The organism is Rhodovibrio sodomensis (assembly GCF_016583645.1).
Taxonomy (GTDB): Bacteria; Pseudomonadota; Alphaproteobacteria; order Kiloniellales; family Rhodovibrionaceae; genus Rhodovibrio; species Rhodovibrio sodomensis.
Genome location: NZ_NRRL01000025.1, coordinates 17,094 through 39,935, shown reverse-complemented (window position 1 = coordinate 39,935; position 22,842 = coordinate 17,094). Strand labels below are relative to the sequence as shown.

The window sequence follows — 22,842 nt, the reverse complement described above, 5'->3', positions numbered from 1 at the left end:
GAGAACTGGCCGTGCAATCAGGTCCTGGTGCCCGAGTTGTCGTATCAGCTGCTCTGGACCGGTCCGTCGCCCGAGCCGTATTTCGACAGCTGGGGGGCGGACCAAGAGCGGGCCCAGCTGGTCGGCGCGCTGTCCCGGCTGGCGGTTGCGCGCGACGCCGCGAAGCAACGGCTGCGCAGCTACCTCGACCGCCACGCCCCGGTCGACGAGACGGCGAAAGCGAAGATTTTCGCCGGGCTGTTCGAGCGCATCCAGGAGGACCGGCGCGAGGCGATCGCCGCGATCAAGTCCTACAGCCGCGGCCAGCAGAACGCGATGGATCGGATTGCCGAGCTGCTACGCCAGCTCGACACCCAGCTGTCGGCCGACCAGCCGGACCAGGCCGCGATCCAGCGCGCGCGTCAGCAACTGGATATCACCCGCCAGGTGTTCGAGGAGCGGCGCCAGTCGATCCGCGCGCTGTGCGAGCAGCCCACGCTGATGGAGCAGCGGCTGGGCGACCTTGCGCGTACCCTGCAGCGGGCGGGGTGACCGCGATGGCCGGTCGTCTGGCGTGCCGGGCAGGGCGGATGCTGCGCCGCGCCGCGGCCGCGATCGGGCTGGTCGCGCTCGGCGCCGGCGCCGCCGCGGCGCAGGAGACGGTCCGCGTGGCCGTGCTGGCCGACGGCACCGTGTCCTGGGAAGTCGACACCATCCAGCACCACGGTCTCGCCGCGGCGCACGGGGTGGAGCTGGAGGTGGTCGAGCTGGCCAACCCGACCGCGACCAAGATCGCCCTGCAGAGCGGCCGGGTCGACGTCGCGGTGGCCGACTGGCTGTGGGTCTCGCGGCGCCGCCAGGAAGGCTCGGAATTGACGTTCGCGCCCTATTCGCGCGCGATCGGCGCGCTGATGGCCGGGCCGGACAGCGGGATCGACGGCCTGGCGGATCTCGCCGGGCGCAAGGTCGGCATTGTCGGCGGGCCGCTGGACAAGAACTGGCTGCTGCTGCGCGCCCTGGCGATGCGCCGGGACCTCCGCGACCCCGGGCAAACGACCGAGACGATATACGGCGCGCCGCCCCTGATGAGCCAGCAGATGCGCCGCGGACGGATCGATGCGGTGCTGACCTACTGGCACTACGCCGCCCGGCTGGAGGCGGACGGCTATCGCCGCGTGATCGACGTCGGCGAGATCATCGAGGGTCTGGGCCTGTCCGGCGACGTCCCGATGCTGGGCTACGTGTTCGACGCTGGCTGGGCCGAGCGCAACCGGGCGGCGGTCGATGGCTTTTTGGCCGCGTCCCGGGAAGCCAAGCGGATCCTGCGCACCCGCGACGACGCGTGGACGCGCCTGCGCCCGCTGATCCAGCCGGACAGCGACGCTCAGCTGCGCGCGCTGCGGTCCGGGTTCCGCGCCGGCATCCCGCGCACCTGGGGTCCGGCCGAGCGGGAGTCCGCACGCAAGCTGTTCGACATCCTGCGCGAGCTGGGCGGGCGCGAGCTCGTCGGCGCCAGTCAGCGCCTGGCACCGGGGACCTTCTGGGATGGCCTCGAGTACTGAAGCGCCCGCCCGCTCCGCCTTTCTGGGCGAGCGCTGGCACCGACCGGCGTCGCTCGTCGGGCTGATCGGGCTGTGGGGCCTGGCCGCGGTCCTGGTGGGCGACGCCTTGTTCCCGGGACCGGCGCAGGTCGCCGGCGAGCTGCTGCGCCAGGTGGCGGCGGGCGAGCTTTTGTTCCACGTCGGGGTCACGCTCGGCCGGGTCGCGGTCAGCTTCGTGCTGGCGATGCTGGCCGGCTGCGCCGTCGGCGTCGCGATGGGCCTGTGGCCGACGGTCAACCGGCTGGCCGACGGCCTGCTGCTGGTGCTGCTGAACGTGCCGGCGCTGGTGACGATCATCCTGTGCTACGTCTGGCTCGGCCTGACGGAAACCGCGGCCGTGCTGGCCGTCGCGATCAACAAGACGCCGATGGTGGCGGTCAACATGCGCGAGGGTGCGCGCGTGCTGGACCCCGCCTACGCCGAACTGGCGCGGGTCTACCGCTTCGGCCGCTGGAAGACGCTGCGCCACGTGGTGGTCCCGCAGCTGGCGCCCTACCTGCTGGCGTCGACGCGCAACGGCTTGGCGCTGATCTGGAAGATCGTGCTGGTGGTCGAGCTGCTCGGCCGCAGCAACGGCGTCGGCTTCAAGCTGCAGCTGTACTTCCAGCTGTTCCGGATCGACAGCCTGCTCGCCTATTCAATCGCCTTCATCGTCTGTGTGCTCGCGATCGAATTCGCGGTGCTGCAGCCGTTGGAGAAGCGGATCAGCCGGTGGCAACGATGAGCGACCTGAAGCTCGCCATCCGCGCCAAGCGTTATCCGCGCCACGACGGGTCGCCGGTCGCGGTGTTCGACGACTTCGCGCTGTCCGTGCCCGCCGGCCAGTTCCTGGCGATCGCCGGGCCGTCCGGCTGCGGCAAGACCACGTTGCTCAACATCGCTGCCGGGCTGGACCTTGAGTTCGACGGCGACCGGCAGTTGGGCCGGCTGGCCGGCGGCGCGGCGCCGGCGATCGGCTATATGTTCCAGGAACCGCGCCTGCTGCCCTGGCGCACGGTGGCGCACAACGTCGAACTGGCGATGGGTGCCCGCGACGACGCGGGCGCGGCCGCCCAGGCCTGGCTGGCGCGCGTCGGCCTGCCCGATGCCGGACCCTTGTATCCGCGGCAGCTGTCGCTCGGCATGGCGCGCCGGGCGGCGCTGGCGCGCGCGTTCTGCGTGGCGCCCGACCTGTTGCTGATGGACGAGCCGTTCGCCTCGCTCGACGAGGCCACGGCGGACGACCTGCGCCAGCTGCTGCGCGAGATCGCGGAGCGGACCGGGGGCACGATCCTGTTCGTCACGCACAACGTCGACGAGGCGGTCCGGCTGGCCGATCGGATCGTCATGCTGGCCGGCCAGCCAGCGGCGGTCGCGCGCGATGTCGCGGTCGACCTGAGGCCGGCGGACCGCCAGGACCCGGAGATGGTGCGCCGGTTCCGCGACCGGCTGCGGGAACCCGCGGCGTCCGCCGCTGTCGAACCGGAGCCCGCGGCCCGCGCGGTCGGCGGCGGGAGATGACACGACAAGGGGAGGGACAGCGCGATGCTGTTTAGCCGGCTCGGACGCAAGCTGACGGCGGGCGCGCTCGCCGTTTTCGGGATCTGGACGGCGGTCGCGGCAACGGCCGGTTCCGCCGCCGCGCAGGACACGCTCGAGGTGCCGATCGTCTACGTCACCCGGGACGGGCCGCCGCACATTCCGCTCACGCTGCTCGAACCGGTGGCGGAGGATCTGGGTGTCCAGGGCGCCCGCCTGGGGCTCAGCGACAACGCCACGACCGGCCGGTTCATGGGCCACGCCTACGAGCTGCGCGAAGTCACCGTGCCGGAGGACGGCTCGCTCGCGAAGACCCTGCGGCCGGTGCTGAACGACGGCGCGCGCCTGATCGTCGCCGACCTCAGGGCCGACGACCTGCTGGCGCTGGCGGCGCTGGACGCGGCGTCGGACGCGCTGATCGTCAACGCCCGGTCGTACCAGGACCGGTTGCGCACCCGGGCGTGCAACGCCAACGTCCTGCACGCGGCGCCCAGCAACGCCATGCTGACCGACGCGCTGGCGCAGTATCTGCAGCGCAAGCGGTGGACGGAGGTGTTCCTGGTGGTCGGCCGGACGGACCAGGACAAGCGCTGGGCGGAGTCGTTCATGCGCGCGGCCAAGCGCTTCCGCCTGAACGTGGTCGCGCGGAAGACCTGGACGTTCGACTACGCCAACCGGCGCGACGAGAGCGGGGCGGCGATCGCGCAGGAGGAGGTCACGCGCTTCACCCGCGGGGTGGACGACTATGACGTCTTGGTGGTCGCGGACCCGGCCGACAAGTTCGGCGAATATCTGCCGCACCGGACCGCGGATCCGCGTCCGGTCGCCGGCACGCAGGGGCTGCGCACGACGGTCTGGTCGCGGGTGCACGAGCAGTGGGGCGGCACCCAGCTGCAGAACCGGTTCGAGGAGCAGGCCGGCCGGTTCATGACCCCGCGCGACTACACCAACTGGCTGGCCGTCCGGGCGATCGGCGAGGCGGTCAGCCGGACCGAGACGACCGCGCCCGCGGAGCTGAAAGCGTTCATGCGCGGCAACGACTTCGAACTTCAGGGCTACAAGGGGATCAAGCACACGGTGCGCAGCTGGAACAACCAGCTGCGCCACCGCATCCTGCTGGCGGGACCGCGCATCCTTGTGTCGGTGTCGCCGCAGCCGGGCTTCCTGCACGAACGCACGGAGCTCGACACACTCGGCTACGACAAGCCGGAAAGCCGGTGCGGCTTCGACTAGAGCAAAATCGATGAAGGTCGAGTCGGCCTTCATCGTGAATTTTGCTCTAACGCCTTGAAGAGAGAGCAAGATTCAGCGGAAAGGTGGCTTCACCTTGCAGCATCTTGCTCTAGGCTAAGCCGCGCGGGCCAAGAAAAACCAAGCTACCACAGGGAGGTCTTCGCTCATGCTATCCAAACTGCTCGCCGCCGCGGCGTTTGCCGGCTTGCTGCTCGCCGCGCAGCCCGGCCACGCCTACACCATCTTCGTCTCCAACGAGCGCGACAACACGGTCAGCGTCGTCGACAGCGAGACCCTGGAGGTGGTCGAGACGATCGATGTCGGACGGCGTCCGCGCGGCATCACGCTCAGCCAGGATCATTCGAAACTGTTTGTGTGCGTGGGCGACGACGACCGGATCGACGTGATCGATACCGAGACCTACGAGGTGGTCGGCACCCTGCCGTCCGGCCCGGACCCGGAGTTGTTCGTGCTCGACCCCGACGGCCGCTACCTCTATATCGCCAACGAGGACGACAATAAGGTCACGGTAACCGACATCGACGCGCAGAAGATCGTCACCGAGGTCCGGGTCGGCGTCGAACCGGAGGGCATGGGGATCAGCCCCGACGGCAAGACGCTGGTGAACACCTCCGAGACCACGAACATGGCCCACTTCATCGACACCGACGCGATGGAGATCACCCACAACATCCTGGTCGGCAGCCGCCCGCGCGAAGCGCAGTACACCAGCGACGGCGAGGAGATCTGGGTGTCCGCGGAAATCGGCGGCACGGTCAGCGTGATCTCCGACGCGACCCGGAAGATCAAGCATACGATCAACTTCGACATCCGGGGCATCCCCAAGGAAGCGATCCAGCCGGTCGGGATCGAGCTGACCGAGGACGGCAAGCGCGCCTACGTGGCCATGGGGCCGTCGAACCGGGTTGCCGTGATCGACCAGGAGACCTACGAGGTGCTGGATTACTACCTGGTCGGCCAGCGGGTCTGGCACATGGCGATGTCGCCGCAGGAGGACCGGCTGTACAGTGCTAACGGCGTCAGCAGCGACCTGTCGGTGATCGACCTGGAGGACGGCAAGGTGCTGAAGTCGATCCCGGTCGGGCGGCTGCCGTGGGGGGTCGCGATCAAACCGTGAGCCTAACGTCTGACAAACCCGATGCCGAGACGGCGGCCCTTGAGGTCGACAACGTGCGCTACGCGTTCGGCGACCGGGTCGCCGTCGACGACATCGGTTTCCGCATCGCGCCCGGCACCTTCACGATCATGCTGGGCCTGAACGGGGCCGGGAAAACCACCCTGTTTTCGCTGATCACCCGGCTGTTCGTGGCCCGTCAGGGCCGGGTCCGGATCTTCGGCTACGACGTCGCCCGGCAGTCCAGCCAGGCGCTGTCCAGGCTGGGCGTCGTGTTCCAGCAGCCGACCCTGGACCAGGACCTGACCGTGCGTCAGAGTCTGCGCTACCACGGGCGCCTGCACGGCCTGTCGCGCCGGGAGATCCGCGAGCGTTCCGAGCGCGAGCTGGCGCGGATCGGGCTGGCCGACCGGCTGAACGACCGCGTCCGGGCGCTGTCCGGCGGCCAGCGCCGGCGGATCGAGATCGCCCGCGCGCTGCTGCACCGCCCGCAGCTGATGCTGCTGGATGAACCCACCGTCGGGTTGGACGTCGACAGCCGGACGGCCCTGCTCAGCTACGCCCGCAAGCTGTGCCGGGAAGACGGGGTGGCGATGCTCTGGGCGACCCACCTGATCGACGAGGTCGATCCCGACGATCCGCTCTTGGTGCTGCACCGGGGACGGCTGGAGATGGACGGCCGGGCCCGCGAGCTGTGCCGGGCGCAGGGCACCGACGAGGTCGCCGGCGCGTTCCAGAAGCTGACCGGCGTGGAGGCGGGATGAGCCCGGTCGTCTATCTGCGCTGCCTGCTCGGCATCGTCGAGCGCGAGGCGCTGCGCTTCGTGCATCAGCGCACGCGCTTCCTGGCCGCCCTGGTACGCCCGCTGGTCTGGCTGTTCATCTTCGCCGCCGGTTTCCGGGCGATCCTGGGCGTCTCGATCATCCCGCCGTACGAGACGTATATCCTGTACGAGACCTACATCACCCCGGGTCTGCTCGGGATGATCCTGCTGTTCAACGGCATGCAAAGCAGCCTGTCGATGGTCTACGACCGGGAGATGGGCAGCATGAAGACCCTGCTGGTCAGCCCGCTGCCGCGCTGGTATCTGCTGTCGTCCAAGCTGCTCGCCGGATCGCTGGTCTCGCTGCTGCAGGTCTACACGTTCCTGGCGATCGCCTACCTGTGGGAGATCGAGCCGCCGCCGCTCGGCTACCTCGCCGCGGTCCCGGCCTTGCTGCTGAGCGCGGTCATGCTCGGCGCGCTCGGACTCTTGCTGTCGTCCGTCATCAAGCAGCTGGAGAACTTCGCGGGGGTGATGAACTTCGTGATCTTCCCGATGTTCTTCGCGTCCTCGGCGCTGTATCCGCTGTGGCGGATCAACGAGTCCAGCGCACTGCTATACCACATCGCCTCCTGGAACCCGTTCACCCACGCGGTGGAGCTGATCCGTTACGCGCTGTATCTGGAGATCAACGGGCAATCGCTGGCGGTCGTCACCGGCTGCTTCGGCGTCTTCATGGGGCTGGCCGTGCTCGGCTACGATCCGGGGCGGGGCGTGATGGCCCGGCGCGGGCCGGGCGCGAGCTAGAGCAAAATCGATCAAGCTCGAGTCGGCCTTCATCGTGAATTTTGCGCTAACTGCTCGAAGGGAGAGCAAGATTCAGCCCAAAGGTGGCTTCACCTTTCAGCATCTTGCTCTAACGACAACGGGCACGCGTCGTGCGCCAGCCTCTGCGCCGGTGGCAGGCGGCGTGTCGCTCAGCAGGTCTTGGCTTCCGGCGGGGCGCTCAGATGCTGCTTGATCAGGAAGCGCACACCGCGGCGGTACGCCTGTTCGGTGTCCCCGCGAATGCTGACCCTGCCGTGGCAGACCACCCGTTCGCTTTCGACGTCGGTCACCGAGACTTCGATGTACAGGATCAGCGTCGACACCTTGTGCACGAGGCCGCGCACCGAGTACTGCCCGCCGGCCTTGCGGGCGATCGCCAGTTCGCAGCCGTTGCATCCGGCGAGGTAGCCCGCCTGGGCGATCGCGTCGGCGTGGCCGTCGAGGCTGACCACCGCGTAGCGCGCACGGGCATCCAGACCCTGCCGCAGGACCTCGGTCGCCGCCTGCAGCCGCCGGTCGAGCGCGTCGGTATGCGGTTCCCCGCTGGTGTCTTGCAGTTCAAAGCCGAACACGACTGTCGCGGTTCCGGTCGACGCGGTGTCGTCGGCCCAGGCGGCGCGCGCCGTCGCGGCGAAAAATATTGCACATGCGATGAGAAATAGGCGCATCCGACCGCTCCCCGACCAGGATCTTGTGAATTTCGCAGCACTGTATGAACATGGTACACTTGTCGATTACATTGGCCAATGGACGCGCGCATGCGAGCAAACCCGCGCCATGGAAGCCGTCGACCGGTGCTGGGACCGCAAGGTGCCGACGCGGCGACCGACGCCGTGTGGCCACCGCTGACCCGCCGTGCGGCGATCGCCACCGGCGCCGTGGCGGCGCTGTCGGGGCTATCGTGGCCGGCCGGCGCGCAAGCCGGGCCGCTGCCGGTGAGCGAGGTCGCGCCGGGGCATTTCGTGCACTACGGCGCGCACCAAATGACCGACGCCGGGAACGCCGGCGACATCGCGAATTGCGGCTTCGTCGTCGGGCGAAGCGGTGTCGCCGTGATCGACAGCGGCGGCAGTCCGGCCGTCGGACGGCGGCTGCTTCAGGCGGTGCGCCGGACCACCGACCGGCCGATCCGTTATCTGATCAATACCCACATGCACCCAGACCACGTGTTCGGCAACGTGGCCCTGCGCACGGCCGGGGACGACGGCGCCGTCGCGATCGTCGGGCATGCCCGCCTGGAAGCCGCGCTCAGGGCACGCAGCGATACCTACCTCGGCCAGTTGAAGGCGCGCGTCGGCCCGACCGCGGCGAAGCGCGCGCGGTTTTATCAGACCGATATCGCGGTCGAGGCGACGCGGCAGCTGGACCTGGGCGACCGCACGCTGGAGCTGACCGCCTGGCCGACGGCCCACACCAACAACGATCTTTCGGTCCTGGACCCGACGACCGGCACCTTCTGGGCCGGCGATCTGGTCTTCCGCACCCGGGTTCCGGCCGTGGACGGCAGCGTGCTCGGCTGGCTGGACGTCCTGGAGCGGCTGCGGGCGCGGCCCGCCAGCACGATCCTGCCCGGGCACGGACGCGCGGCGTCCAGCTGGGCGGCCGCGCTGGACGATCAGCAACGCTACTTGCGCGCGCTGGTATCCGGCGTTCGGGCGGTGCTGGACGATTTCGGCACGATCGAGCAGGCGGTCGCGACGGCCGGGCGCAGCGAGGCCGGACGTTGGGCGCTGTTCGAGCAGTACCACGCCCGCAACGTCACCACCGCCTACGCCGAACTGGAATGGAACTGACCGGCACGGGCCGTGCGACGGTCGGCTGCCCCGACTTAAGCAAAACGAGACGAACCAAAACGAAGCAAAGCACAGGGAAGGAAACGCCATGCCCGGTCTCAGGCTCATTGCGGCCGCGATGGTCGCCGCCGCCACGATCGCTCTGGTGCCGCAGGGCGGCCAGGCGCAGCAGTCCATCGAGTACAACCAGTGGGACGCGGTCAAGCCGATGTACTTCGGCGACCGTGAGATCGGCGACGGCAGCGCGGTGCTGGCGGTCAAAGCGCCCGACCGGGCGCACGATGCCGCGCTCGTGCCGGTCGAAGTGATCAGTAAGCTGGGCCCGGACTCCGACCAGCGGATCGAAGCGGTCACGCTGCTGGTGGAGCGCAACCCGGTGCCGCTCGCCGGCCGCTTCGCGTTCCCGAGCCAGCGGATCGGCAAGTTCTCGACCCGCGTGCGGGTGCAGAGCTACACCTACATCCGCGCGATCGCCGAAATGGCGGACGGCCGGCTGCTGCGCGCGAGCAAGTTCGTCAAGGCGTCGGGCGGCTGTTCGGCCCCGGCGATGAAAGACCCGGAGGAGGCGATGGCCAACCTGGGCCAGATCCGGATCCGCACCAGCGGCGACGCCCGGCGGAGCCAGCCGGTCACCGCACAAGTCATGATCCGTCACCCGAACTATTCCGGGATGCAATACGACCAGATCCACCGCAGCTACATCCCCGCGCATTATGTCGAGGGGATCGCGGTCGATTACGCCGGGCAGACCCTGATCCGCGCCAAGACGGACATCTCGATCAGCGAAAACCCGACGCTGCGCTTCACCTTCACGCCGGAGCGGGTGGACGGCTTTGCCGTCTCGGTGACGGACTCGAAAAACAACACGTTCCAGCAGCACTGGGCGCCGGCCGGCGGCCAAGGGTGATCGCCGGGGACTGAACCCGAGTTCGGGATCGCGGCGAAGGGATTAGCGGAGACGGGGCTAAATGGCGAGGCGCCGGTCCGTTGACCGGTGTCCCGCTTGCCAGGCCTAGACAAGCCAGATCGCTGATAGCCGGACCGCCTTTCAGCGTGAACCGTGCCCCAGCTTCAACACGTTAGATCTGCTTGAAGAGAGAGCAAGATTCAGCTGAAAAGTGGCTTCACCTTTCAGCATCTTGCTCTAGAAGCACTCCAGATCGGCCTGGACCTGAAGGCGACGGAACGCGTCGACAAGCGTGTTCGCCGCCTCGGAATCCCGGAAAATCGAGGTGCGCTCGCCGCCCTGCAAGCGTAGCCGCTTGACCGTCTCGACCGCGACGTAGTCGTCGTAGCTCATCTGTTCGGCGATATAATCGATGCTGCACGAACACTTGCGCATGACCAGCCGGGATTGACCGTTGGCGGCCATGCAGCCGAGCACGTAATCGACGCGTGCCTCGGTCGGATAGCCGTTCCCGCGGGCGTCGGCCGGGATCGCAGCCATCAACGCGGTCCCCATGATCAACGCGGCGAACTGTGGGATACCAACCTGTTTTCGCGGAAACATCGTCATCGTTATCGGCCTTGCAACACGTCTGATACCTTGGAATTGCAACACATCTCCGGCGAATGTACCAGCCGTGGCTTCCACGGGCGTGACGTTTGCGTTGACGGCCGACCCCCGACGCCGCTGAACCAACCGCGCCGGCGGCGTGCCAGGCGACAAGGGCGCGGCGATCGAGCCCGCCTCCTATTGGTTGAATTTCCCATGGTTGATTTGTGTAATTGACGTCGGGTACACGCCCGGGTATGCGCAGCCGGGAGGGTAAAGTCAGGCGCAAACGGGGGCGGGCATGTCGCGCGAGCCGAGCAAGGAGGAGCTCCAGGCCGAGATCGACCGGTTGAAGCGCGAGGTCGAGGAGCTGAAGGGGAAGCTGGAGACCCTGCAGCGCGAAGGCGGCATCGTGACCGGCGACGATCTCAAGGAGTATCTCAGGTGCTGCGGCGTGACCCCGCCGCCGACGCACCGGTGAGTCGGGCACCGAGAACGGATCGCCCGTCGGCGGTGATCCGGCGCCGACCGCACAATGTCCGAGCAATCGCGGGCCGGAGGGCGTCGGGACCTTCCGGCTCGATCTTTGAGCGGCCCGCCGGCAGGGCCGTGACCCCTCCCCGCCGCGCGTTGCGTGACGATTGATCCGAGTGCATACAGATTCGCGTGTGCTTGCATACAATAATAAGGCTGATACGATTCCGCCATGCCGTGGGACGGACCCAAGACGTGCGAGTACCTGATGGCGGAGGCCGAACGGCTGCTCGACGAAGGGCAGGCCGACGCGGGGCGGCTGATTTTCAACCGGGTCGCCGAGACATGCTTGGTCGGCCGACATCCCTGTCCCCGCGGCGGCCCGTGCCGGATCGCAGCGGAACGGGTCGCCCGGCGGTTGGATGTCCGGCTCGAGACCTCGGGATCGCAGGCGGGCCCGGGAGACGCTTACTGGGTGTAAGCGAGATTCGGACGGGTTGCCCTCGTCCGCCGCGGCGTCGACCGCCCGGGTGTTGGTGTGAGCGAAGGCCATACCCCGCAGGTTGCGCGGAGACGGGCCACCTGCGTCGGTCCGCCGTCGCCACGCCGGGCCCGGTCGCCGGAGCGGTCGGTTCTGGCCCGTCGTTCTGGCCCGTCGTTCTGGCTCGGCGTTCTGGCCCGGCGACGGCGCACCGGCAGCTGCCCAGTTAGAGCGCCCCCGTCAGCTGCCGTAGCGCTTCTGCCATCCCTGCTCGATCCGGGTCATCCAAGTCGGATGCGGCTCCAGCAGGGTGGGGCCGAGTTCGCTTGGGCTCAGGGTCGCCTTGCCCCGGTCGATCTGCTGGAACAGCCGCCGCTGCTGCGGCGCCAGTTCGTCGACGTCGAGCACGGTCTGATCGCCCCAGACCTCCGGGCGGGCCTTGCGCGCCTGGGCTTCCGGGCTCATCAGGAAGCTCGCGACCACCATCGCGCCCGCCTTGTGCGCGGCGTTGTAGGGGATCGCGACGAAATGGGTGTTGCCGATCATGCCGCTGTCGAACACGAAGGTGCGCGCACTCTCCGGCAGACGCCCCTCCTGGATCAGGCCGGAGGCCTGGGAGGGGTAGAACGACAGCGCGATGTCGAGCACGGCGTCGTTCAGCATCTGCACTTGCGCCGGCCCGCTCTTCGGGAAATCCTTGCCGTCGCGCCACAGATGCGGGTGCAGCTCGTCCAGGAACGCCCAGAGCGGCTCCGTGACGCGCTGGAACTGCGCATCCGACTTGACCGGCTCCTGCAGCAGATCGCGTTTGGGGGTGAGCTCGATCAGCGCCTGCTTCAGGAAGGTCGTGCCCAGGAAGTCCGGCGGGGCCGGGTAGCTCAGCCGGCCCGGATGCGCTTCGGCCCAGGCGGCCAGCTCTTGCATGCTCTCGGGCGTGTCCGCTGGATCGATCCAGGCGCTGTCGTAAATGAAGTTGAACTTCGCCATGCCCCAGGGCGCCTCGTAGGCGTCGGTCGGTATGGTGAAGTCGATCTTCGTGGTCGGCTTTTCGTCGAAGTCGACCAAGTCCCAGTTCGGCAGCTTGTCGGCGAACGGGCCGTAGAGCAGATCGTTCTGCTTCATCTTGGCGAAATTTTCGCCGTTGATCCAAATCAGGTCGATCGACCCGCCTTCGTCGCGCCCGGCGGTCTTTTCCGACAGCACGCGGGTGACGGCGTTCGCCGTATCGGACAGCTTGACGTGGCGCAGGTCGATGCCGAAGCGGGTGTCGACCTGCTCGGCAACCCAATCGATGTATTGGTTGACCTGCGGATCGCCGCCCCAGGCGTTAAAGTAGACCGTCTGGCCCTCGGCCCGCGCGACCGCGGTGTCGTAGCTCATCACGCCGTCGTCGGCCCCCGCGGGCCCCGCGACTGTCAGGCCGGTCGCCAACGCGAGGCCCGCCAGCAGCGTACGGCCCGCCATCGCGCCGGCTGGGGCCGTGCGCGCCCGGGATATCGTCATCGTCGCTCCCCTTAAAGTCGGTGGTGTGTCCAACGGCCTAGCCCACCCCAAGCTATTGCCGGCAACGGCCGGTGTCAGCCGCCCTCACGGGAGATTGATGGTCTAGAGCAAGATGCTGAAAGGCGAAGCCACCTTTCAGCTGAATCTTGCTCTCTCTGCCAGCAGTTAGAGCAAGATTCACGATGAAGGTCAGCTCGACCTTCATGGATTTTGCTCTAGTCGCCCAGTTCCGCGTCCAGGCCCGGCGCCTTCCGCCATTCGGCGCGCATCCGCCGCAGCGTCGCCGGGCGCAGGTATTCGCCGACCCGGTCGGCGACATGGGCGATCAGGGCGGGATCGGTGTTCTCCGCCGACCAGTCGCGCCCGCTTGCCCCGGCGTCCGCGCGCGCCGCGCGGCGGTGTTCGACCGACCACATGACGCACCAGGTGATCGCCCGCAGGAAGGTGATCCGGCGCATCGCCACCAGCCACGGGCGGATCCGCGCGGCGAGCTCCGGCCCGACGATCTCCAGGTAGTGCCGGTAGTACGCCCCCAGCTGGCCGACCGACAGGTCGGCGTGCGTGTCCGGGTCCCAGGTGGTCGAACTGTACAGCGTGGCGTGGGCGAGATCGGTTCCGGGCGAGCCGTAGAGCGCCTTCTCCAGATCGACGATCACGGCCCGGCCGTCCGCGTCGATCAGGAAATTGCCCGGATGCGTGTCGGTCAGCACCAGGCGCACCGGTTGGTGCCGACCGCTGCCGCGGGCCGCGAAATCGCGCGCCCAGGCCAGCTCGTCGGCGATTTCCGCCCGGGCCGCGGGGTCGAGATCGGCCACCTCGAGGTAGGCGGCCTGCGCCTCGATCTCCGCCAGCGCGCCGGCGACCGCGTCGGTGTGGTCGGCGAGTGGCGCGCGCGCGTCCGCCTCGGGCACGGGCAGGCCGTGCACCCGGGCCATCGCGGTGGCGAGGGCGGGTAGATCGTCGGGCAGGCGGGGCGGGCGGCCGACGATCTCCCGCACCGCCAGCGCGCCCATCGGCAGGCGCTGGTCCGGTGGCAGGACGGCGGCCAGCTCGGGCGCGTGCCCGCTCGTGCTGACCCGCTCGAAGCAGGCGGCCTGGTAGCACAGGTTGTCGGCGGCTGACAGCGCGAACTGGCTCTGCTTGGGCACCCGCAAGACCCAGCCGCGCGTGCCCACGCGGAAGTGGTCGTGCGCCAGGCCCTTGACGGCCATCGGCCGCAGCTCGTCGTCGCCCAGGTCGGCAAAGCGCGGGTGGTCGCGCAAGGCGCGGGTCAGGGTAGCGTGATCGGGAACGGCTGGCATGGCCGCACCGCCTAGCATGCCCGCGGGTCCGAGGGGAGCCCGCGGGCGGCAGACGCGCGGTCACGATCGTGCTATCAGCGAAGCCGCCATGACCCAGTCAGCCACAGCAGCGACCGCCACCGCCGATCCCGCCGCGGCCGATCCCGCCGCGGCCGAGCCCGTTCCGCCCGGGGCCGCGCGCGGCGCGCACGCGTGCGCCACGGCTCCCGGTCGCGTGTCGCCAGCCCGGCCGAGCGATCCGGCGCACACCCTGTCGGTGGTGATCCCGACCCTGAACGCCCGGGCGCGCCTGCCGGGTTGCCTGGGCGCGCTGCGCGGGGCGCGGGCGGCCGGCGCGGTCGATCAGGTGATCGTCGCCGACGGCGGCTCCACCGACGGCACGCAGCGGATCGCCCGCGAGCACGGCGCCATCGTGGTCGCGGCCCCGGCCGGCCGCGGTACCCAGCTGGCCGCCGGAGCGGCTGCCGCATGCGGCGGCTGGCTGTTGTTTCTGCACGCGGACACGCGCCTGGCCCCGGGCTGGGAGCGGACGCTCGCCGCGCATCTGGGATCCGGCTCCGGGGCACGGACGGCGGCTGCGTTCCGGCTGGCGTTCGACGAGGTGTCGGACGGGGCGGAGCGGGTCGCCCGGCTGGCGAACTGGCGCGCGCGGCGGTTCGGACTGCCGTACGGCGACCAGGGGCTGGTGATCGCGCGGTCGCTGTACGACGCCGTGGGCGGCTACCGCGCGCTGCCGCTGATGGAGGATGTCGACCTGGTCCGCCGGCTGGGCCGCCGGCGGATCCGGCTGCTGGACGCGCGGGCGGTGACCAGCGCGGCCCGCTACCGCCGCGGCGGCTGGTGGGCGCGCCCAGCGCGCAATCTTTGCGTGCTGGGGCTGTACCTGCTGGGCGTGCCGCTGCGGCTGGTGCGCCGTCTGTACGGCTGAGCCCGGATGTCCGCCGCGTCGTGCCGCCGCCATCTGGTGATTTTCGCCCGCCGGCCGCAGGTCGGGGTCGGCAAGCGGCGCCTCGCGCGCGGGGCCGGCGACCTGACCGCCTGGCGCTTCCAGCGGCTGATGCTGGCCCGGCTGCTGCGCCGGCTGGCGCCCGATCCGCGCTGGACGACCTGGCTGGCGGTCACGCCCGACCGGGCCGCGGGCGATCTGCGCTGGATGCCCGGTGCCGGCCGCGCGCGGGTCCGCGCCATGCCGCAAGGCCCGGGCGATCTGGGCCGGCGGATGGCACGGCCGATGGCCACCCTGCCGCCGGGTCCGGTCGTGCTGGTGGGCAGCGATATCCCGGATCTGGGCCCGGCGCAGGTCGCGGCGGCGTTCGCGGGGCTGGACGGCGGCGACGCCGTGCTGGGCCCGGCGGACGACGGCGGTTACTGGCTGGTCGGGCTCGGCGCCCGGGCGCGCAAACGCCCGCCGTTTAAGGGCGTGCGCTGGAGCGGCCCGCACGCCCTGCGCGATACGATCGCGAACCTGGACCGCGCGGGGCTTGGCTGGCGCACGCTCGAGACCCTGTCCGACGTGGATGCGGCCGGCGATCTCGCGCCGGCGCACTTCCGCTGACGTGAGAGGCGGACCGCGCTGCGCGCCGCGCCGCTGTTCGCCTGTGCGGCGGGCTGGCGGAAAGCGAGCGCGACGGCCACCGCGTCGCCTTCGACCGGGCGGTCGCGGACCTGGGGCTGGACGTCCACCGGTCGGCGGCGCGCCACGGCGCCCTGCTCGCGGTCGGCGGCGGCAAGCCGGGTCTAGGCGTCGCAGCTTACCCGGATCAGTGCGTCGCGGTCGCGGATGGTGACGTCGGTGGTCGACGGGCTGGCGATCACGCCTTCCCGGCGCAGCCGACTGAACGCCCGGCTCAAGGTCGGCAGCTCCAGTCCCAGGTAGGAGGCGAGGTCGGTGCGGCGCATCGGCAGCCAGACCGGCACACCCTGGCCCATCCCGCGGGCCTGCTGCCGGCGCTCGAACTGCAGCAGCGCGGTCGCCACCCGTTCGACCGCGCTCATCGCGCCCAGGATCAGCAACTGATCCTGAACCAGCGCGAAGTCGCTGGCGACGTTGCGGTAAAGCGCGTGCCGCAGGTCGGGGTGGCGCTCCGCCAGCTCGGCCAGATGCGCACGCGTCACCTGGGCCAGTCTGCCGTCGATCACGGCGCGCGCACTGTAGAGGTAGCGGTCGCCCACCAGCGTGCCCAGCAGGTCGCCGGGAAACAGAAAGCCGGTGATCTGCGTGTCGGCGGCGCTGCGACGCTTCCAAACCATGACCACGCCGTCGACGACGATGGTGACCGTGCGGGCGGGCGCGCCTTCCTGAATGATCTGCTCGTGCTTTCGGACCGTAGCAACGGTGAGCGCCTTGACGACGGCAGCGCGGGTCGTACCTTCGAGCGTTTGCAGCAGGGGCAGGGCGTCGAGCCGGACCGGGCGCCGTGCGCCGGCGTTGGCACCGGTCGCAGGCGGGCACGTGGAACTTGGCCCGGTCATCGTGGACCCCCTGTCACGCGTCGGCTTGGTTGAACCGGTTCAGAGTATGACGACTTCGGGATGGCCGCGCATGAGCGCTCCTTTTGTCGCCAGAGAAATGACACGGCAGGATGCCCGGCGCACTTTCGCATTGGTGGAGGCCGTTCGCCCAGATATTTCCCTGGACGCGTGGCTGACGCACATCGACCGGGTGCTTGCGGGCGCGCGGACGCACGGCGCGGTGGCCGGCGCGATCGTGCTGACCGCCGGTGACCGGTACGTCTACGGCGCCTTTACCTACAGCCCCTGGACCACGCTCGCCCTTGGCCGGACGTTGATGGTCGACGATTTCTGCGCGCTTGGACTTGCAGGCGAACGTGCGCCGGTTAAGGCGCTGTTCGACGCCGCGGACCGGCTGGCCGTGCAGCAGAGCTGCCAATCGGTCTGCGTCAAGTTCTTGGACGGCGACCGGACGGAGCGGGCGTGGCACACCCACCCGGACGCCGCCGCCTACTTCCCGATCCCGGCGTTGGCGAAACGGATCGACTGATTTGCGGCGATCGCTCGGCCGATGGGGTCGGCCGTGTTCAGCCGAACAGCTCGAACGGTGCGCTGGTCAGGGCGGCAGTGGCCAACACGATTACCAGGATGATCCAGAACCACACGATCCAGGTCCGTGACATGGCGTTCGCCTCCCCCTCGCGTTTTGTTGCGTTGCCCGCGGCGTAGGCTTGATGGACCGTCTGTCGTCGTTTGCCCGGCCGTGTTGCCGCACCCAGCCGACATGGGAGCCAGCACGCGCACCGGTCGATCAACCGTGGTGGCTTTACAGAACCGGGGCTGGGTCTCAGCCGCCGTCGCCCGCGCTCCCACGCTCGGGCCGGCCGGCGGCGACGGGAGTTTCCGTGCCGGTCGAGAGGGCGTCCAGCAGCCGGCCTTTCAGCTTGTCCATCCGCCAGCTGGGCGCGTCGTCCGGCGGCCGCACCCCGGCGGGCCAGCCGAGCGCCCGGGCGCCGTCGCGCAGCTCCTGCGGCACGATCAGGTGGGTGGGCACCGCGCGCCCGGCGTCGGGCCCCGTCACCAGCGGCGCCGCCTGATGGTCGCCCAGCAGCAGCACGACGCTGCCCTCGGCCAGCCGGTGGCGCACGAAGCTCGCCACGCTGTCGAGCGAATAGGCCAGCGCCTGGCCGTACAGCCGGCGCACCTTCTCGTTGTCCTGCCAGACCACGCTAGGCGGGTCCTGGCCGTCGACGAAGCGGGCAAACAGCTGTCCGTCCTCGATCCTGGACCAGGGCACGACCTCCGGGATCGGCGTCCAGGGCGCGTGGCTGGAGATCAGCGCGACCTGGGCGAACACCGGCCGGTCGCCCGGATCCGACAGGGCCTTCCGCTGCATTGCGGCCAGCGTGTACTGGTCCGGCATGGTCACCCAGTTGAACGCCGGCCCGGCGTAGTCCAGCGCCTCGGCATCCAGCAGCCGGTCGTAGCCGAACGCCCGTCCTTCCGGCCACGGTCCGGTGATCGCCGGCATGACCGCGAGGCTTTGCCAGCCGGCCGCCTCGAACCGGTCGATCAGGGTCGGCCAGTTGGAGGCGGTGAGCGCGTCGTAGCGCGCCTGGCTGTCGATCCACAGGCCGGACAGCAGGCTGGCGTGCGACAGCCAGCTGCTGCCGCCGACCGTTGGCGCCTCCAGCCAGGCGGAGTGGACCGCGTAATCGCGCGCCTGGGCGGCCGCGGCCAGCCGGTCGAGCGCGGGCGCCAGCTGGCGGGCGTAGCGCGGCTGGGCGAGCGCGCTTCGGCCATAGGATTCGACGAACACCAGCAGGACGTCGCGGCCCTGCAGCCTGGCCAGCGTGTGCGCGTTGGTCGCGTCCCGGCCGGCGCCGGCGCGCAGCTTGGCCTGGAAACTCTGGAACGCCCGCCAGGTCTGCAGGCCGTTGTCGATCCGCCAGGCGATCAGGCTGCTGGTAAAGGCGTCGGTGCGCGTGTCCGCGCCGCTCAGGCGCTGCACGCCTTCGGCTGTCGTGACGCCGAGCGCCAGTATTGCCGCCGCGGCCACCGCCGGTCGCCGCCCAGCCGCATCCGGCAGCCGGACCAGGCTGCGTGCCGCCCACCATGCCATGCCGGCGACCAGGAGCATGCCGGTCAGGACCGCGAGCGCGGCGAGGCCGGCGCCGAGCGGCCCCAGCATGTCGGTGGTGAAGTCCCAGGCCGGGCCGAGCAGGGCAAGGTCGGTCACCGGGTTCACCGCCCGGCCGAACCCGGCGTAGGCGATCAGGTCGGCCGCCTTCAGCGCGGTCGCCGCGGTCAGCAGCGCCGCGGCGAGCCCGGCGGCGGCGAGGCCCCAGCGTCCCGGCAGCAGCACCAGCACCAGCGCCAGCACCGGCAGTTCCAGCGGCACCAGGCGGAGCGCCTCCAGCGTCAGCGCGGCCGGCTGGTTGGGGGCGACCAGCAGCAGGTGCAGGACGACCAGCCCGGCCAGCGCGCGCAGCCAGGCCGCGCGCGGGGTGCGTTGTCTCCGTCCCTGCTGGCGACCCGTCGACGGGTCATCCAATGCCGGCGCCATCGCGTATCCACTTCCGCGAGCTTCGTTGTTCAAATGTAACCTCACCGTAACGGACGGCAACGCGGATGGCTTCATCCTCCACCTCCCGGCGCCGGTGCGTCGGCTGGCGGCCGGTGCTGCGCATCGCCGGCAGCCTGGCATTGGTGGCCGGGCTCGCGGCGACCATCGAGCTAGGCGAAACGGCGCGGCTGCTGGCCGGGGCCGACCCCTTGGCGGTTACCGGGTTGCTGTTTGCGGCGCAGCTCCAGGTGCTGCTGTCGGCGGCGCGCTGGCGCTTGGTCGCCCGCCGGCTCGGCTTACCGCTCGGCTGGGCGGCGGCGTGCGCGGAGTACTATCTGTGCCTGCTGCTGAACCAGCTGCTGCCGGGCGGCGTGTCGGGCGACGCGGTCCGGGCGCTGCGCCACGCCCGCCGGCTGCCCGCGCTGCCCGGCGGCGGCGGTGCCGGGCGCGCCCTGCGGGCGGTCGTGCTGGAGCGGTTCGCCGGGCAGGTGGCGTTCTTCGCCATTGCCGGCCTGGGGCTGGCGCTGTGGCCGCTGCTGATCCCCGGCGGCTATGCGTCCTGGGTCGCGAGCGCGGCGGCCGCGCTGGGCGTCGCGATCCTGATCCTGCTGGTCGCGCTCGCGCTCGGCACGCGGATCGGGCCGCGGCGCTGGCGCCTGGGGGTCGCCGCGTTGGTGCCCGAAGGCCGCGCCGCGCTGCTCGGCGCGGGGGCATGGCGGATGCAGCTGCCGCTCAATCTAGCCGTGGCCGTCTGCCTGATCGCCGCCTTTGCCCTGGCGGCCGATGCGGTCGGGCCGGCCCTGCCGGTGCAGGCGTGGATCACGGTCATTCCGCTGACGCTGCTGGCGCTCGTCCTGCCGATCTCGGTCGGCGGCTGGGGCTTGCGGGAAAGCGCGGCGGCGCTGCTGTGGCCGACCGTCGGTCTCGCCCCCGAGGCCGGCGTCGCGGCCGGCCTGATGTACGGAGTGGCGATGCTGGTCAGCGGTCTGCCGGGCGCGGCGGCGGTACTCAGGCGCCGGCGCCCGGCCGTCGCGCCGGCGTAAACGCCGCGCCGCGGGTCAGCGACCAGAGCCCGTCGCGCAGGAACGACAACGTCAGCGCGACCAGCGCGACCGTCGTGAGGACGGCACTCCAGCCGGCCGGCGTCGGCGGGGCCAGCAGCGCGCCGAGCGCCGCGATCTGCACGCCGCAGACGATCCGCCGGCGCAGCGAATACGGCAGCGGCCGGGCGAGCGCGGGGATCAGCCAGCCGCCGAGGCGGTAAAGGTAGTGCAGCGCCCCGATGCCGAGCGTCCACCAGGGCGCGTCGGCGATCGCGACCGCAAGCGCGCTCAAGACCAGGATCGCCGCCGCGTCGACCTCCTGATCGAACCGCGCCCCGAAAGCGGAAGCGAGGCCCTGCCGGCGCGCCAGCGCCCCATCGCACAGATCCAGCAGCAGCAGGGCCGCCGCGCCGGCGAACGGCAGCCAGACCGCGGCGGCGTGCGTCCCCAGCACGTCCGGCGCCGCGATCAGCCCGGCCAACAGCGCCGTGCCGGTGCCTCTGGCGAGCGTGACCTGGTTCGCCGCGCCGAAGCGGGCGTGCGGGTGGTGCCGGACCGCGCCCGGGACGACCAGCGCCGCCATCAGCCCGAAGCCGGCACACGCGCTCAGCGCGAACAGCAGGTCGTGCGCCCACAGCGCGCCGGCGGCGTAAACCGCCGCCGCGCAGGCGACCAGGCCGGGCAGCATCCCGGCGCGCAGCGACCGGCGCGCGGCGCGCGACATGGGCCTGCGCGCGGCGCGCGACATGGGCCTGCGCGCGGCGCGCGACATGGGGGTGAGTAACCGGTTTGTCATGAAACCGAAATGTGCGCCGCGCCGGCGCGGTCAACGGCTGGCGCGTCGTGATTTTTTGGGGGCCAAACATCCGGATCGAGCCGATGCCCGCGCGGTGCGGGGCCGGTCCAAGTTGCGCGCCGGCGCGTCTGCCGGCCGACGCCGTTATGTCGAAGACGAATATGACGGCGCGCCGGCGAGCGCGGGAACAAGTGAGACTATTATTCAGACCGGCAGGTGACCGCGTCAGTTTTAAGATTTACGGTTCGTGGGCTTGGCCGCGCGGCGGAAGCCGCCGGCGCCCACTTAATATTGGTCTTTTTCGGGAGGGAAACGTGAGTACATCCGACGCGGCGCCGCGCGCGCCCGGGATTTGGCTGGCGCTTACGCCGGTGCTACTGACACTGGCCGTGCTGGGCCTGCAGCTGTTCTACTTCGGCGATTTCACCCCGCACATCCCGCTGGCGATCGGCTTGGCGATCACCGGGCTGGTCGGTCTCAAGCTCGGTCACAAGTGGCCGTCGATCGAGCAGGGGGTGTTCCACGTCATCCATGTCTCCCTGCCGTCGGTCTCGGTGCTGATCACGGTCGGCATGATTATCGGGGTGTGGATCGCGAGCGGCACCGTGCCCTCGCTGATCTATTACGGCCTGACCATCCTGTCGCCCGAGATCTTCCTGGCGGCCGCGATGATCCTGTGCGCGGTCGTGTCGCTGTCGCTCGGCACGTCCTGGGGCACGGTCGGTACGGTCGGCCTTGCGCTGATGGGGATCGGCGCCGGCTTCGGCATTCCGACGTACTGGACCGCGGGGGCCGTGGTCTCCGGCGCGTTCTTCGGCGACAAAGTCTCGCCGCTGTCGGACACCACCAACCTCGCCCCCGCGGTGACCGGCACCAATCTCTTCGACCACATCAAGAACATGATGCCGACCACCGTGCCGGCGATGCTGATCGCGCTTGCGATCTATACCGGCGTCGGCTTCACCCTGATCGACGCGGAGCAGACCTCGTTCGAGAAGATCCAGGCGATTACCGGCGCGCTGCAGGCGAACTTCTGGATCTCGCCGATCATGCTGGTGCCGGCCCTGCTGGTGATCTTCCTGGCGGTGCGCAAGCAGCCGCCGATCCCCTCCCTGTTCGCCGGTGTCGTCGTCGGCGGCGTGATGGCGGTGTTCTTCCAGGGTGCCGGAATGCACGACGTCTTCCAGTACGCCAACGGCGGCTATTCGATCTCCACCGGCGTCTCGGAAATCGACAGCCTGCTCAACCGCGGCGGCGTGCAGTCGATGATGTGGACGATCTCGCTGGTGCTGATCGCGCTCGGCTTCGGCGGCGCCCTGGAGCGGACCGGCTGCCTGGAGACGATCATCAACGTGATCATGACCAAGGTGCGCAGCTTCGCCGGCGTCCAGACCTCGGCGATCGGGACCTCGATCGCGACCAACCTGGTGGCGGGCGACCCCTACCTGTCGATCGCGTTGCCCGGGCGGATGTACGCGCCGGTCTACCGCGGCATGGGCTACTCCACCCTCAACCTGTCGCGAGCTGTCGAGGAGGGTGGTACCCTGATGTCGCCGCTGATCCCGTGGAACGCGGGCGGCGCCTTCGTCATCAGCGCGCTGGCGTTGGGTGTCGGCAACGGGAACTTCGAGAACCTGCTCTACATCCCGCTCGCGTTCGCCTGCTGGACGGCGCCGGTGATCGGCGTCTTCTACGCCGTGACCGGGCTGTTCTCGCCCAAGGCCACGCCGGCCGAAATGGCGGAATGGCGTGACAGCGGCGAAACGATCAAGGACCTTAGTGGCCACGGCTACGACGATCCGCTGGCAGCCGCCGGGGTGCCGGCGACCGGCCAGAGCTCCATGTGAGCCCCACGGCGCGCTTTGCGCCGTGGACGGATCCG

Annotated in this window: 25 protein-coding genes; 18 read left to right on the top strand and 7 right to left on the bottom strand. The window is 70.1% G+C overall.

Features of this window, described 5'->3' with window-relative positions:
- Positions 1 to 27 precede the first annotated feature (27 nt).
- From CKO28_RS11135 to CKO28_RS11100, 8 genes are all read left to right on the top strand, one after another.
- The gene (locus tag CKO28_RS11135; RefSeq protein WP_200340853.1) at positions 28 to 531 is read left to right on the top strand and encodes a TraB/GumN family protein; all 504 of its coding nucleotides are present in this window, start codon (positions 28 to 30) and stop codon (positions 529 to 531) included.
- A gap of 5 nt (positions 532 to 536) precedes the next feature.
- Complete coding sequence (locus CKO28_RS11130) at positions 537 to 1,541, top strand: ABC transporter substrate-binding protein (protein ID WP_200340852.1); 1,005 nt, start codon at positions 537 to 539, stop codon at positions 1,539 to 1,541.
- A complete protein-coding gene (locus CKO28_RS11125; RefSeq protein WP_200340851.1) occupies positions 1,525 to 2,304 on the top strand; it encodes an ABC transporter permease in 780 nt (259 codons plus the stop codon). The genes CKO28_RS11130 and CKO28_RS11125 overlap by 17 nt, the downstream gene beginning before the upstream one ends.
- Positions 2,301 to 3,080: an ABC transporter ATP-binding protein gene (locus CKO28_RS11120; RefSeq protein ID WP_200340850.1), complete on the top strand. Its 780-nt coding sequence runs from the start codon at positions 2,301 to 2,303 to the stop codon at positions 3,078 to 3,080. Before CKO28_RS11125 ends, CKO28_RS11120 begins: the two co-directional genes overlap by 4 nt.
- Positions 3,081 to 3,104: 24 nt before the next feature.
- A complete protein-coding gene (locus CKO28_RS11115; protein ID WP_200340849.1) occupies positions 3,105 to 4,331 on the top strand; it encodes a type 1 periplasmic-binding domain-containing protein in 1,227 nt (408 codons plus the stop codon).
- Between the two features lie 166 nt (positions 4,332 to 4,497).
- On the top strand, positions 4,498 to 5,469 hold the full coding sequence (locus CKO28_RS11110) for a PQQ-dependent catabolism-associated beta-propeller protein (RefSeq protein ID WP_200340848.1): 972 nt from the start codon (positions 4,498 to 4,500) through the stop codon (positions 5,467 to 5,469).
- Positions 5,466 to 6,230: an ATP-binding cassette domain-containing protein gene (locus tag CKO28_RS11105; RefSeq protein WP_200340847.1), complete on the top strand. Its 765-nt coding sequence runs from the start codon at positions 5,466 to 5,468 to the stop codon at positions 6,228 to 6,230. Before CKO28_RS11110 ends, CKO28_RS11105 begins: the two co-directional genes overlap by 4 nt.
- A complete protein-coding gene (locus CKO28_RS11100) occupies positions 6,227 to 7,036 on the top strand; it encodes an ABC transporter permease (protein WP_200340846.1) in 810 nt (269 codons plus the stop codon). The genes CKO28_RS11105 and CKO28_RS11100 overlap by 4 nt, the downstream gene beginning before the upstream one ends.
- 170 nt (positions 7,037 to 7,206) lie before the next feature.
- Here the strand turns inward: CKO28_RS11100 and CKO28_RS11095 are convergent, their stop codons facing one another.
- The gene (locus CKO28_RS11095) at positions 7,207 to 7,725 is read right to left on the bottom strand and encodes a DUF3280 domain-containing protein (RefSeq protein WP_200340845.1); all 519 of its coding nucleotides are present in this window, start codon (positions 7,723 to 7,725) and stop codon (positions 7,207 to 7,209) included.
- Between the two features lie 126 nt (positions 7,726 to 7,851).
- Between CKO28_RS11095 and CKO28_RS11090 the strand changes: the two genes are divergently transcribed.
- Both CKO28_RS11090 and CKO28_RS11085 read left to right on the top strand, forming a co-directional pair.
- Positions 7,852 to 8,850 (top strand): quinoprotein relay system zinc metallohydrolase 2, encoded by a 999-nt coding sequence (locus CKO28_RS11090; RefSeq protein WP_338050105.1) that lies wholly within the window; start codon positions 7,852 to 7,854, stop codon positions 8,848 to 8,850.
- Between the two features lie 88 nt (positions 8,851 to 8,938).
- Positions 8,939 to 9,757 carry a quinoprotein dehydrogenase-associated SoxYZ-like carrier gene (locus tag CKO28_RS11085; protein WP_200340843.1) on the top strand — a complete coding sequence of 273 codons (819 nt, stop codon included), beginning with the start codon at positions 8,939 to 8,941 and terminating at the stop codon, positions 9,755 to 9,757.
- A gap of 237 nt (positions 9,758 to 9,994) precedes the next feature.
- On the opposite strand, the gene CKO28_RS11080 is transcribed toward CKO28_RS11085, so the two are convergent.
- Positions 9,995 to 10,297 (bottom strand): hypothetical protein, encoded by a 303-nt coding sequence (locus tag CKO28_RS11080; RefSeq protein ID WP_200340866.1) that lies wholly within the window; start codon positions 10,295 to 10,297, stop codon positions 9,995 to 9,997.
- A gap of 349 nt (positions 10,298 to 10,646) precedes the next feature.
- On the opposite strand from CKO28_RS11080, the gene CKO28_RS11075 reads away from it, so the two are divergent.
- Positions 10,647 to 10,826, top strand: a complete 180-nt coding sequence (locus CKO28_RS11075; RefSeq protein WP_200340842.1) for a hypothetical protein — start codon at positions 10,647 to 10,649, stop codon at positions 10,824 to 10,826.
- A 225-nt stretch (positions 10,827 to 11,051) separates the two neighbouring features.
- Complete coding sequence (locus tag CKO28_RS11070; protein ID WP_200340841.1) at positions 11,052 to 11,300, top strand: hypothetical protein; 249 nt, start codon at positions 11,052 to 11,054, stop codon at positions 11,298 to 11,300.
- A 240-nt stretch (positions 11,301 to 11,540) separates the two neighbouring features.
- Here CKO28_RS11070 and CKO28_RS11065 read toward each other — a convergent pair whose 3' ends face one another.
- Complete coding sequence (locus tag CKO28_RS11065; protein ID WP_242480493.1) at positions 11,541 to 12,803, bottom strand: ABC transporter substrate-binding protein; 1,263 nt, start codon at positions 12,801 to 12,803, stop codon at positions 11,541 to 11,543.
- Between the two features lie 215 nt (positions 12,804 to 13,018).
- Complete coding sequence (locus tag CKO28_RS11060; protein WP_200340840.1) at positions 13,019 to 14,104, bottom strand: aminoglycoside phosphotransferase family protein; 1,086 nt, start codon at positions 14,102 to 14,104, stop codon at positions 13,019 to 13,021.
- A gap of 88 nt (positions 14,105 to 14,192) precedes the next feature.
- Here CKO28_RS11060 and CKO28_RS11055 point away from each other — a divergent pair, with 88 nt between their 5' ends.
- Entirely contained in the window at positions 14,193 to 15,032 is an 840-nt protein-coding gene (locus tag CKO28_RS11055) for a TIGR04283 family arsenosugar biosynthesis glycosyltransferase (protein WP_200340839.1), read from the top strand.
- A gap of 6 nt (positions 15,033 to 15,038) precedes the next feature.
- Positions 15,039 to 15,659, top strand: a complete 621-nt coding sequence (locus tag CKO28_RS11050) for a TIGR04282 family arsenosugar biosynthesis glycosyltransferase (protein ID WP_200340838.1) — start codon at positions 15,039 to 15,041, stop codon at positions 15,657 to 15,659.
- 182 nt (positions 15,660 to 15,841) lie between these two features.
- Here the strand turns inward: CKO28_RS11050 and CKO28_RS11045 are convergent, their stop codons facing one another.
- Positions 15,842 to 16,576: a Crp/Fnr family transcriptional regulator gene (locus tag CKO28_RS11045; RefSeq protein ID WP_200340837.1), complete on the bottom strand. Its 735-nt coding sequence runs from the start codon at positions 16,574 to 16,576 to the stop codon at positions 15,842 to 15,844.
- A gap of 70 nt (positions 16,577 to 16,646) precedes the next feature.
- On the opposite strand from CKO28_RS11045, the gene CKO28_RS11040 reads away from it, so the two are divergent.
- Positions 16,647 to 17,105: a hypothetical protein gene (locus CKO28_RS11040; RefSeq protein WP_200340836.1), complete on the top strand. Its 459-nt coding sequence runs from the start codon at positions 16,647 to 16,649 to the stop codon at positions 17,103 to 17,105.
- A gap of 297 nt (positions 17,106 to 17,402) precedes the next feature.
- Here the strand turns inward: CKO28_RS11040 and CKO28_RS11035 are convergent, their stop codons facing one another.
- Complete coding sequence (locus CKO28_RS11035; RefSeq protein ID WP_200340835.1) at positions 17,403 to 19,121, bottom strand: sulfatase-like hydrolase/transferase; 1,719 nt, start codon at positions 19,119 to 19,121, stop codon at positions 17,403 to 17,405.
- Between the two features lie 65 nt (positions 19,122 to 19,186).
- On the opposite strand from CKO28_RS11035, the gene CKO28_RS11030 reads away from it, so the two are divergent.
- Positions 19,187 to 20,164: a lysylphosphatidylglycerol synthase transmembrane domain-containing protein gene (locus tag CKO28_RS11030; RefSeq protein WP_200340834.1), complete on the top strand. Its 978-nt coding sequence runs from the start codon at positions 19,187 to 19,189 to the stop codon at positions 20,162 to 20,164.
- On the opposite strand, the gene CKO28_RS11025 is transcribed toward CKO28_RS11030, so the two are convergent.
- On the bottom strand, positions 20,130 to 20,888 hold the full coding sequence (locus tag CKO28_RS11025) for a CDP-alcohol phosphatidyltransferase family protein (protein ID WP_200340833.1): 759 nt from the start codon (positions 20,886 to 20,888) through the stop codon (positions 20,130 to 20,132). The genes CKO28_RS11030 and CKO28_RS11025 overlap by 35 nt on opposite strands.
- On the opposite strand from CKO28_RS11025, the gene CKO28_RS11020 reads away from it, so the two are divergent.
- Positions 20,887 to 21,180 (top strand): hypothetical protein, encoded by a 294-nt coding sequence (locus CKO28_RS11020; protein ID WP_200340832.1) that lies wholly within the window; start codon positions 20,887 to 20,889, stop codon positions 21,178 to 21,180. The two genes, CKO28_RS11025 and CKO28_RS11020, sit on opposite strands and share 2 nt — an antisense overlap.
- Before the next feature lie 94 nt (positions 21,181 to 21,274).
- Complete coding sequence (gene nhaC, locus CKO28_RS11015; RefSeq protein WP_200340831.1) at positions 21,275 to 22,807, top strand: Na+/H+ antiporter NhaC; 1,533 nt, start codon at positions 21,275 to 21,277, stop codon at positions 22,805 to 22,807.
- Positions 22,808 to 22,842: the final 35 nt, after the last annotated feature.

Bases quoted from the DNA above. Each gene is read 5' to 3' on its own strand.
- CKO28_RS11130 (WP_200340852.1), top strand. From the start codon at position 537: ATGGCCGGTCGTCTGGCGTGCCGGGCAGGGCGGATGCTGCGCCGCGCC.
- CKO28_RS11125 (WP_200340851.1), top strand. From the start codon at position 1,525: ATGGCCTCGAGTACTGAAGCGCCCGCCCGCTCCGCCTTTCTGGGCGAG.
- CKO28_RS11120 (WP_200340850.1), top strand. From the start codon at position 2,301: ATGAGCGACCTGAAGCTCGCCATCCGCGCCAAGCGTTATCCGCGCCAC.
- CKO28_RS11115 (WP_200340849.1), top strand. From the start codon at position 3,105: ATGCTGTTTAGCCGGCTCGGACGCAAGCTGACGGCGGGCGCGCTCGCC.
- CKO28_RS11110 (WP_200340848.1), top strand. From the start codon at position 4,498: ATGCTATCCAAACTGCTCGCCGCCGCGGCGTTTGCCGGCTTGCTGCTC.
- CKO28_RS11100 (WP_200340846.1), top strand. From the start codon at position 6,227: ATGAGCCCGGTCGTCTATCTGCGCTGCCTGCTCGGCATCGTCGAGCGC.
- CKO28_RS11095 (WP_200340845.1), bottom strand. From the start codon at position 7,725: ATGCGCCTATTTCTCATCGCATGTGCAATATTTTTCGCCGCGACGGCG.
- CKO28_RS11085 (WP_200340843.1), top strand. From the start codon at position 8,939: ATGCCCGGTCTCAGGCTCATTGCGGCCGCGATGGTCGCCGCCGCCACG.
- CKO28_RS11080 (WP_200340866.1), bottom strand. From the start codon at position 10,297: ATGGCTGCGATCCCGGCCGACGCCCGCGGGAACGGCTATCCGACCGAG.
- CKO28_RS11075 (WP_200340842.1), top strand. From the start codon at position 10,647: ATGTCGCGCGAGCCGAGCAAGGAGGAGCTCCAGGCCGAGATCGACCGG.
- CKO28_RS11070 (WP_200340841.1), top strand. From the start codon at position 11,052: ATGCCGTGGGACGGACCCAAGACGTGCGAGTACCTGATGGCGGAGGCC.
- CKO28_RS11065 (WP_242480493.1), bottom strand. From the start codon at position 12,803: ATGACGATATCCCGGGCGCGCACGGCCCCAGCCGGCGCGATGGCGGGC.
- CKO28_RS11060 (WP_200340840.1), bottom strand. From the start codon at position 14,104: ATGCCAGCCGTTCCCGATCACGCTACCCTGACCCGCGCCTTGCGCGAC.
- CKO28_RS11055 (WP_200340839.1), top strand. From the start codon at position 14,193: ATGACCCAGTCAGCCACAGCAGCGACCGCCACCGCCGATCCCGCCGCG.
- CKO28_RS11050 (WP_200340838.1), top strand. From the start codon at position 15,039: ATGTCCGCCGCGTCGTGCCGCCGCCATCTGGTGATTTTCGCCCGCCGG.
- CKO28_RS11045 (WP_200340837.1), bottom strand. From the start codon at position 16,576: ATGACCGGGCCAAGTTCCACGTGCCCGCCTGCGACCGGTGCCAACGCC.
- CKO28_RS11040 (WP_200340836.1), top strand. From the start codon at position 16,647: ATGAGCGCTCCTTTTGTCGCCAGAGAAATGACACGGCAGGATGCCCGG.
- CKO28_RS11035 (WP_200340835.1), bottom strand. From the start codon at position 19,121: ATGGCGCCGGCATTGGATGACCCGTCGACGGGTCGCCAGCAGGGACGG.
- CKO28_RS11030 (WP_200340834.1), top strand. From the start codon at position 19,187: ATGGCTTCATCCTCCACCTCCCGGCGCCGGTGCGTCGGCTGGCGGCCG.
- CKO28_RS11020 (WP_200340832.1), top strand. From the start codon at position 20,887: ATGGGCCTGCGCGCGGCGCGCGACATGGGCCTGCGCGCGGCGCGCGAC.
- CKO28_RS11025 (WP_200340833.1), bottom strand. From the start codon at position 20,888: ATGTCGCGCGCCGCGCGCCGGTCGCTGCGCGCCGGGATGCTGCCCGGC.